This is a genomic window from Cobetia sp. Dlab-2-AX, assembly GCF_024124625.1.
GTDB lineage: Bacteria > Pseudomonadota > Gammaproteobacteria > Pseudomonadales > Halomonadaceae > Cobetia.
The window spans coordinates 103,388-113,874 of record NZ_JAMXRV010000010.1 but is presented as its reverse complement, the minus strand read 5'-3'; the positions used below and the strand labels follow the sequence as shown (position 1 = coordinate 113,874).

Annotated in this window: 4 protein-coding genes; all 4 read left to right on the top strand. The window is 61.1% G+C overall.

Annotation, left to right across the window (positions count from 1 at the left end; translation table 11 throughout):
* The first annotated feature begins 89 nt into the window (after positions 1 to 89).
* The 4 genes from NH396_RS14950 (at position 90) to NH396_RS14935 (ending at position 10,484) form a co-directional block, all read left to right on the top strand.
* On the top strand, positions 90 to 5,483 hold the full coding sequence (locus NH396_RS14950) for a hypothetical protein (protein WP_253064728.1): 5,394 nt from the start codon (positions 90 to 92) through the stop codon (positions 5,481 to 5,483).
* A 173-nt stretch (positions 5,484 to 5,656) separates the two neighbouring features.
* A complete protein-coding gene (locus NH396_RS14945) occupies positions 5,657 to 7,003 on the top strand; it encodes a TolC family protein (RefSeq protein ID WP_253064726.1) in 1,347 nt (448 codons plus the stop codon).
* Positions 7,000 to 9,300, top strand: a complete 2,301-nt coding sequence (locus NH396_RS14940; protein ID WP_253064724.1) for a type I secretion system permease/ATPase — start codon at positions 7,000 to 7,002, stop codon at positions 9,298 to 9,300. The genes NH396_RS14945 and NH396_RS14940 overlap by 4 nt, the downstream gene beginning before the upstream one ends.
* Positions 9,297 to 10,484, top strand: a complete 1,188-nt coding sequence (locus tag NH396_RS14935; protein ID WP_253064722.1) for an HlyD family efflux transporter periplasmic adaptor subunit — start codon at positions 9,297 to 9,299, stop codon at positions 10,482 to 10,484. The genes NH396_RS14940 and NH396_RS14935 overlap by 4 nt, the downstream gene beginning before the upstream one ends.
* Positions 10,485 to 10,487 lie beyond the last annotated feature (3 nt).

Sequence of the window (10,487 nt, the reverse complement as noted above, 5' to 3'; positions counted from 1 at the left end):
CGGTCGACGGTGACGGCAATCTGTCCGTCACCGGTCTGGACCTGAGCACCGCAACTTCCGGGCTCACTGAGGGCGCCCTCACCGTCTCGATGACCGTGACCGATGTGGCGGGCAATACGTTCGAGACCGACGGCACCACCACCAGTGACCTCACGGTGCCTGACGCTCCGAGCCTTGCGCTCACCACCGACACCAACATCACCGACGACGGCATCACCAGCAATGGTGAGGTCACCGTCAGTGGCCTCGAGACCGACGCGACCTGGGAGTATTCCCTCGACGGCGGCAGCACCTGGGATGCTGGCACCGGCACCACCTTCACCCTCGCTGAAGGCAGCTATGCCGATGGCGTTGTGCAGGTCCGTCAGACCGATGTGGCCGGCAACGTCAGCAATGAGGCCAGCCTCGGAGCGGTGACGATCGATGCGACCGCCCCGACGGGCAGCATCGCCTTCGTCGATGGTGACGATGGCCTGCTCAATCTGGCAGACATCAGCGCCGTCGACCTGACTGGCAGCATCGAGGCCGGTCTCGACAGCAGCAATGTCGTGATCACCATCACTGACAGCGCCGATCCGGCCAACGAGATCACCGTCCCCACGACTGATATCACGGTCGACGGTGACGGCAATCTGTCCGTCACCGGTCTGGACCTGAGCACCGCAACTTCCGGGCTCACTGAGGGCGCCCTCACCGTCTCGATGACCGTGACCGATGTGGCGGGCAATACGTTCGAGACCGACGGCACCACCACCAGTGATCTCACGGCGCCTGACGCTCCGAGCCTCGCGCTGACCACCGACACGCTCGACGCCGACGGCATCACCAGCAATGGCGAGGTCACCGTCAGTGGCCTCGAGACCGACGCGACCTGGGAGTATTCCCTCGACGGCGGCAGCATCTGGGATGCTGGCACCGGCACCACCTTCACCCTCGCTGAAGGCAGCTATGCCGATGGCGTTGTGCAGGTCCGTCAGACCGATGTGGCCGGCAACGTCAGCAGTGAGGCCAGCCTCGGCGCAGTGACGATCGATACCACCATCGCTGATCCGGCCGTCGCGTTGACCACCGACACGCTCGATGCCGACGGCATCACCAGCAATGGTGAGGTCACAGTCAGTGGCCTCGAGACTGGGGCGACCTGGGAGTACTCCCTCGACGGCGGCAGCACCTGGATCGATGGCACTGGCACCACCTTCACACTGGAGGAAGGTGTCTATGCCGATGGTGTTGTGCAGATTCGTCAGACCGATGTCGCCGGCAACGTCAGCGACGCCGTGAACCTGGGCGCTGTGACGGTTGATAACACAGCGCCGGGCGCACCTCCGTCACTAGTGATTGGTGAAGCCCTCAATGGCGTAAATATCGATGAGCTGGCAGATGGGCTGCAAGCCGAGGTCGCGCTCAGTGCGGATACCGTCGCAGGGGATACGGCCACGGTCACCTTGGTTGACACAGATGATGCGGTCAATGTGATTACTGCTGATGTGGAGCTGGATGAAACGGATATCGACGCAGGCACTGTGGCTGTGACCATCCCGGCTGACACGTTGACCGATGGCAGTAGCTACAACGCCTCAGCTGTCATTACTGACGCCGCAGGCAACGTCAGCAATGAAGTCAATCTGGGTACAGTGACCATAGATGCCACTGCCCCCACAACGACTATCACCATCGACTCCATCAGTGATGATACTGGCCTCGCAGCCGATGATTTCATCACCAATGACGATGATGGTCTGACCGTTACCGCTACGCTGAGTACCGAGCTCGCCACCGGGGAAACTCTGCTCTACAGCACCGATGGCACCACTTGGGTAGACATCACCGACAGCGTGATCGGTACTGCCGTCAGCTACGTAGATACCGACCTCACCACCTCTGCCACCGTGCAGCTCAAGGTGCAGGACGCCGCCGGTAACGATGGCGCCATCGAGAGTCAAGACATCGTCATCGATACGACTGCTCCGTCAGGGAGCGTCATCAACTTCACGGATTCAGATGGGGATGACCTCAACGCTGCAGAAGCGACAGATGTGACATTCGAAGGCACTGTCGAAGCTGGCTTGACCAGCAGCAATCTCACGATCGTGATCACCGATACCGACAATGGCTCCGTCACCGTCCCGACCGAGAACATCACTGTCTCGGCGGCGGGCGAAGTGACTGTGTCAGGCGTCGATCTCACCAGTCTGGCAGAGGGACTGCTGACCGTGACCATGACCGTGACGGACGATGCAGGTAACGAGAATGTGGCCGCCGTGACCGATACGGCGACCAAGCTGAGCGACGATTTCCTCGATCTGGGCAATGCCAACCGTCTGACGATCTCGGAAGCGCTGATCGCCTCTGTGGCAGGTGCTGTCGCCAGCACGCCGGCATTCGCTGATACCAGCGGTGAGGCAACACTCTCACTCAGCTCCACCGAGTCGCTCACCAGCAACGGCCAGGCGCTTGATTGGGTTGTCACGGATGAAGGACGCACGCTCACACTGGCAAGTGATGTCGACAACGCTGCAGCGACGTCCGTCATGGTCGTTTCCGTCACCGAGGATGGCTCGGAAGTTATCTACAGCGCAGAACTGCTCGGCAATATTGATCAGGTGGATGCCGAGTCATCCACGGTGGATGTGCTAGTCACTCTGACCGACGGTGCGTCGAGCACCAGCAGTACCTTGAACATCGATATCACTGATGATGTACCGACGATTGCGGCAAGTACCATCGTGGAGTCACTGAGCTCGAACACGCATTACACCGGCTCCATCTTCGATGGTGAGGGCGACTTCGGATTTGGGGCTGATGCGGCAAATGGGCAGGTACAGTCCTTCACCTTCAAGGGTCTGACATTTACTGTCTCTGATGATGGCACCTACGCGGACGTGACCGGCACCTCAACCGAGATTGGCCTGGAGGCTGGCGGTATTGTCAGCATCGTCGATGGCATTCTGGCGGTCGAAACGCTGTCCGGTGAATCCTTCAGCCTGAATATCGACTCAGGGAACTATAGCTACAGCCACCAAGGCCAGTTCAGCGCAACAGAGGAGGCCAATACACGCCCGCAAGCCAATCTGACTGAAAGCGATGGTGTGCTAGGCCTCGTCGGCGTCAATGTTCTTGATATCGTGACCTTGAGCAATGACCAGCTCTATAGTGTCTACGATGCTGAGAACAATGTGTTCTCTATAACTATTACATCAGGCAATTTAGTTGATACCATTACTGCATACCTTGATGGAATTGTGAGCGTATTACTTACGGATACCATCGTTTCCGGGCTTGTCAACACTTTGCTTGGCAATAGCAGCTGGAGCTATAGCGAAGAGATAGCATCTGAATTAGGGCTGGATGTACAAGCTTCATCCCCAGGGGAGACAGTGCAAACAATCACCATCACTAAAAATGATGGTAGCGAAATAACCAACCTCGAAATCAATGAGCTATTGGCTAGTATAGATTTCACAGTTACTGCTCCAGGAGTATTGCCTACAATCCTAGCTTTACTTGACTTGGACTCCATTGCCGATTCCATCCTGAGCAGTACCACTATTTATGCAACCGACTCACTCGGTGCAACCTCATCTGACACAGATGCTTCATTGGCCAATGTGGATCTCCTTGTAGATGACTATGAGATTCCTGTAGATGAAGGGACTACTGGAAACGACTCTGTTAACGCTTCACAGGCAGGCTCCAACCTCTATGGATACGCCGGTAATGACACACTGAATGGTGGAAGCGGAAGCAATATCCTGCGTGGTGGTAGTGGCGTTGACACCCTGAATGGTGCGGCTGGCAGCGACTTGCTGATCGGCGGTTTAGGTAATGACAGCTTGAATGGCGGAGCAGGCGTCGACGTCATTCGCTGGGAAGCTGGTGATGAGGGCACTGTCGCTGCTGCGGCAACAGACACCGTGCTCAACTTCAATAATGGTGGCGCCGGATCGGGAGACATTCTTGATCTGCGCGATATGCTCAACGGGGCCTATTACATCGATAGCGCCACCAACAATCTTGCGGGCTATATCAGTGCCGAATATGTTTCGGCAACTGATACTACCGTCCTCTATCTCAACACAGAGGGTGGATTGACCGCTGACCCTGCCACGTCAGCCAATCAGGTCATCAACATCAATGGCCTCGACCTGACCGAAGGTGGCACCTTGACGAGCAGTGAGGTCATTGATTCCCTCATCAGCGGCGAGCAGTTGTTGGTGGGCACGGAGGTCAATGAGTCTGATGTCAGTGTCACGGTCGTGGATGGAGATGGGGATACGACGACGGGCGAAGTCACCTTCGTCGGCGAGGAAAGCCTGGATGCGGTCTCCAATACCGCCCCTATGGTCACCCTGCAGGATTCTGAGCTGTTGGGCCTGGTCGGTCTCGAGGCACTCGATCTGATTGACCTTTCCAACAACAAGGTCTTCGTCGCAGACCCCGACAACAACCTGCGCGCAGTCGTGATCAACTACGCTGCAGTTGTGGATGTCAGTGCACTGAGCGGTTTGCTCACTGATCCTCAATTCACTTGGGACAACGACTTGGCAACTTCGCTTGGTCTATCAGTTACAAGTAGCAATGGCGGGATCATCGGGACACTCGCCACTACCGCGGAGCTGACCATTACCGCGACTGATGGTGGAAATATCGACAACTTGGCGCTCACTCAATTCTTGGCGACTATCGGATTTGATGATGGCGGTGCTGCCGAATACAACTTGCTGGACATCGATCTACTTGATGCCTATAGCATCACGGCAACCGATGCCTACGATGCCAGCACCACGGATGGCATCTCCTCTTTGGCAGGTGTGGAGCTGCTCGATGGTAATGACCCCTTGTTCTCGGGTATCAACGAGAGCAACACCTTTATTGGCAGCCTGCTGACCAATGATGAAATCGATATTTCAGCTAACCTCGAAGGAAGCACCATATTCGGCCTTTCCGGCAATGACTCTCTCATCGGCAGTAGCTTTGATGATGTCATTCGAGGGGGCGAGGGGGATGACTCCCTGGTCGGCAATGCGGGAGATGACCTGCTGATTGGCGATTCGGGCAGCAACACCTTCGATGGTGGCGGGGGTGATGACCTTATCGTCACTTCCAGCCTGGACTTCACCATCGAGGGTGGCGCTGACATCGATACCGTCAGCTTCGATGGCACAGGAAAAGGCATCGATCTCGTCGCCTTGTCCGCCCAGGCTGAGCCCAGTGTCATGACCAACATCGAAGTGCTCGATATCTCGGCCAGCAGCGAGACCGGCACTAGCCTGAAAGTCGATGCCGATACGGTATTGAACCTCACCGATGGTGATAACGAGCTGTACATCGATGGCGATGAAGGCGATAGCGTGGAAGCGGCTGGGGCAACATCCTCCGCGACAACGACCGAGTTCAACGGCACGACGTATGATACTTATCAGCTTGGTGAGGCAACGCTGTATATCGATCAAGACGTGACCGTGAATACCAGCAACGGATAAGCCTGATCCAGGTGCCCCGCAAGGGGCACCTTCCTTGATGATCAGCATGATTCAGAAACACTCGAGCGTCAGGACGACGCAGCACTTCAGAGGACACACTGAAGACAAGGAGTCACATGATGCCCACCCTATTTCGTTGCCCGTCTGCCCACAGACAGGCAACACTGCCGCGCATGCCAGCGACGAAACGTTGCGTCGCCATCTGTGTCATCTCGGCCGGGCTTTCAGCATCACTCCCGGCCACTGCCCAGACGAATCGCGATCTTGCCGCCGTGCTGAGCGATGTACTTGCCCATGACCCTCGCATCGAGGCCGCTCAGGCCAATGTGCGTGCCTCAGGGACAGAGATCGAGATCGCCGAGGATGGCTATTGGCCGCGCCTGGAGAGCAGTGTCGGCACCGAGGACAACTTCACCGAAGGCGGCTACCGGCTCACCCTGAGCCAGATGCTGTACGACTGGGGCCAGGTGGAGGCCGAAGTCGAGCAGCGCAAGGCAGAGCGGGATGTCGAGCGTGACACTCTGGATCAGACCCGCATGGAAGTCGCACAGGAGGCGATTACCGCCTATATCGATCTCGGAGCCAACCGCGCCATGACGCGCCGCGTACGCGATTACATCGAGAAGCTGGAAAGCCTCGAGACCCTGGCCAATGACCGCACCTTCTCGGGCTACGGTGACCGCGTCGAGCTGGACCGCGCGGCCGTGGACCTCGCCAGTGCCCGCGAATGGCTGGCACGTCTGCAGGGCGATGCCGACACCGCCCGTCAGGAGCTCGAGATACTCAGCGGCCGCTCCTTCAGGGGTGTTGCCCTGAGCGCCCCGCCACCTCTGCCGCTCGTGGCGGATCTGGCCCGTGACCCTGCCACCACCGATGCCGCCATCACCAACGCGCCGGCCTATCGCAGTCATGTCAGTCAGCAGAATGCCGCGCGCCACGCCCTGAGCCTGAGCAAGGCCGAGCGCTGGCCGGAACTGCGTCTGGAGGCGACCAGCTCACGCTATGAGTCGAACGACGACATGGTCAGCGACTCAAGCATCGGCCTGCGCATCGAGGCCCCGGTCTTCCAGGGACTGACGCCGTTGCGCCAACCCGAAGCGGACCGCGCACGCCTGACCGCCGCCCAGTTCGAGACCGCCTCCACCGCCCGCGAGCTACGCCGCCAGATCCAGCGTCTGTCGGCCAGTCAGCCCGCGGTCGAGGCACGTATCAAGGCGCTGGATCAGCAGGCGCGCAGTGGCGAACGCCTGCGCAGCAGCTATCGGGACCAGTTCATCACCGGCTCGCGCAATATCGAGGATCTGCTGACCATCGAGCGCGAGATCTTCGCCGCACGGCGCCAGATGATCGAGCTCAACACCCAGCTGCTCACCGATCAATATGACCTGGCGACCCAGCTGGGTGCCCTGCCGCTGGTCACCTCGCCCTATCGGGCCGACGCCGCTGCCACCCCGCCAGAGACGGCGCATACCTCGCTGCCCCACTCTCATCACCATGCCAGCCAGGGAGTCAGCCCATGAGCGCCCCACAGACCACTGCCTCCTCGGCCACGGCGGCATCGCACCCCGACCCATTGCTGGAGAGCGTTCGCCAGTTGCTGCGTCTGCAGGGCCACGGCATCGATCTCGAGCGCCTGCGACATGGCATGCCACTCACCAAGGGTGAACTGGCGCCGCAGGATCTGGAGCAAGCCCTCTCGCGCCAGGGTATCGCCGCGCGTTTGAGTCAGGCACCTCTCAGCGAGATTCCCGAAAGTCTGATGCCCTGTGTCGTGCTGCTGGAAGACGGCAGCAGTCGCGTGTTGCTGTCCCATGAGGCCGCGCATCAGTGGCCTGCCGAGTCGAGCACGGGATCGAGCAGCGAGTCGGCTACCGACACGAGAAGTGAGCCGGGCAGCGACACGAGCGACACCCAGGCAGGCGATGACTTGGATACCGCCCCCAGCGGCCCCGGCTACAAGCTGCTCGACCCACTGTCCGGTGGCGCCTACTGGCTGCCACAGGACGCGCTGGCTGCCGTCTACGCCGGCATTGCGCTGTTTGCACATGGCGAGATCTCGCTGGAGCGCGCGGAAGGCTACAGCCAGACCCGGAAGGGGCACTGGCTGACCTCACGGCTCAAGTCACATTGGCGCGTCTTTGCCGAGGTCGCACTGTCCTCCTCGCTTGCCGCCCTGCTGGCCGTGGCGACAGCCCTGTTCGCGATGCAGGTCTATGACCGGGTGGTGCCGACCAGTGCCGTCGATACGCTGTGGGCGCTGGGCATCGGCGTGATGCTCGCCATCGGGCTGGAAGCCTTGTTGCGCGCCTTACGGGCGCAGCTGATCGAGAACTCGGGCAAGAAGATTGACCTCGAACTCAACGATCACATCTTCCGTCACGCCGTGCAGATGCGCCTGGCCGCCAAGCCGCGCTCGACCGGTGCGATGGCCAGCCAGATTCGTGACTTCGACGCCATTCGCGAGTTCTTCACCGCCTCGACCCTCGGCGCCTGTGGTGACCTGCCCTTCGCGCTGCTGTTCCTGGGGCTGATCGCCCTGCTGGGCGGCCCGGTGGTCTGGGTGCCGGTGGCGGCCATCGTGTTGATGCTGATTCCCGTGCTGCTGGCGCAACCGTGGCTGTCGCGTCTGTCCCGTGAGGGCATGCGCGAATCCGCGGTCAAGAATGGCGTGTTGCTCGAAACCCTCGACAACCTCGAGAACCTCAAGGCCTGTCGCGCCGAGGGCCATGCCAGCCGTCAGTGGCAGCGCCTGACCTCCGAGCAGACCCACCGTGGCGTCACCTTCCGCCACGCCGTCGCCTGGCTGACCAGCTGGGGCACCGGCATGCAGCAGCTGGCCTATGTCGGCGTCATCATTGCCGGGGTCTACCTGATCATGGCCGGCGAGTTGAGCGTCGGTGCGCTGATCGCCTGCTCGATCCTGTCGTCGCGGGCCATCGGCCCGACCCTGCAGATCAGCGCATTGCTGAGCCGCTGGCAGCACGTCAAGGTCGCCAAGGAAGGACTGGATGCGCTGATGGAGACCGATATCGAGCGTCCCAGCGATCGTCGCTTCGCGCGCCTCGCCCAAGCACGCGGTCACTACCAGGCCGAGAATCTGCACTGGCGCTACGATGAGGAAGCCCCGGAGGCCCTGGCGCTGGACCGCCTGAGCATCGCACCCGGCGAGCACATCGCCCTGCTAGGGGGCAACGGCGCCGGCAAGAGCACCCTGCTGCGTCTGCTGGCCGGCTACTTCACGCCCACCAGTGGCGAGCTGACCCTCGACAATCTCGCCCTGAGTCAGATCGACCCTGCCGATCGTCAGCGCGCCATTGGCTATCTGCCGCAGGACATCAGCCTGTTCAGCGGCACGCTGCGCGACAACCTGTGCATCGACGGGCGGGATGTCAGCGACATGCGCCTGCTGGAGGTCATCGAGATGACCGGGCTGGGCGATTTCGTGCGCCGCCACCCGCTGGGGCTGGACATGATGCTGCATGATCGCCACAGCCTGTCCGGTGGCCAGCGTCAGAGCCTCGGCCTTGCCCGCCTGGTGCTGCAGGACCCGGTCGTGGTGCTGCTGGATGAGCCCACCGCCTCGCTGGACCAGGCCACCGAGCAGCACGTCATCAAGACGCTCGCTACCTGGCTTCCCGGCCGCACCCTGGTGCTGGCCACGCACCGCAAGTCGCTGCTCGGCTGGGTCGAACGCGCCTTGGTGCTGCGCCACGGCAAGCGTGTCATGGACGGCCCGCTGGATCAGATCATGGCCAGACAATCGGCCGGCAAGACACCGGCCACCTCCGCATCCCGTCAGCGCCAGGAGGCCTCATGAGCCAGCGTTTCGATTCCGAACTCATCAAACGCGAGCTGGGCGCGCCGGACCAGACGCTGGAAAGCCACTGGTCGCGTCCGCTGCTATGGGCCAGCTTCCTGGTCATCGCGCTGTTCATCGCCTGGTCGAGCTGGGCCGAGGTCAACGAAGTGGCGCGTGGCGAAGCCAAGGTCATCCCCTCCTCGCGCCAGCAGACCATCCAGAGCCTCGAGGGCGGCATCCTGGATGAAGTGATGGTCAGCGAGGGCGAGATCGTCGAGGCCGGTCAGCTATTGGCCGCCATCGACGAGACCCGCTTCCGCTCGGCCTACATGGAATCACTGAGTCAGGCGCAGGCGCTGCGCGCCACCATCGCTCGTCTGGAGGCCGAGGTGCTGGACAAGTCGAGCATCGAGTTCCCCAAGGAAGTGCGTGACAACGAGGCACTGACCGCCACCGAGCGCGAGCTGTTCACGGCCCGGCGCAAGAAGCGTGACAGCGCCCTGAATGCGGTCAGCAAGGAAATCAGTGCGGCCCAGCGTCAACTTGCGATGATTCGTCCGCTGGTCAAGCGGCGTGCCGTGGGGGAAATGGAAATGCTCAAACTGGATCGCGAGATCGCAGAGCTCAAGGGCCGTCAGGCAGAGATCCGCAACACCTATCTGCAGGATGCCTACGCCGAGCTTGCCGACAAGAAGTCCGAACTGGCCGCCCTCGAGGAAACCAGCGTGCAGCGCCGCGACCAGCTGGACCGTACCCGGCTGCTCTCGCCGGTTCGCGGGGTGGTCAACAACATCGCCATCACCACGCGCGGTGGGGTGATTCCGCCCGGCGAGGAGATCATGCAGATCACGCCGCTGGAGGACACTCTGGTGTTCGAGACGCGCATCCGCCCGCAGGATGTCGCCTTCATCGCCCCGGGCATGCCGGCGACGATCCGCATCAGCGCCTACGACTATGCGGTCTACGGCACGCTGGAAGGCAAGGTCGAGCGCATCAGCTCGGACACCCTGGAGGAGGAAACACCACGCGGCGAGGAAAGCTACTATCGCGTGCTGGTCAGCAGCGAGACCGCGGCGCTTGAGCACAACGGCGAGACGCTGCCGATCAAGCCGGGCATGGTCGCCACGGTCGACATCGAGACCGGTGAGCGCAGCGTGCTCTCGTATCTCCTGAGGCCCTTCACACGACTGGAGCTGCGCTGAGCG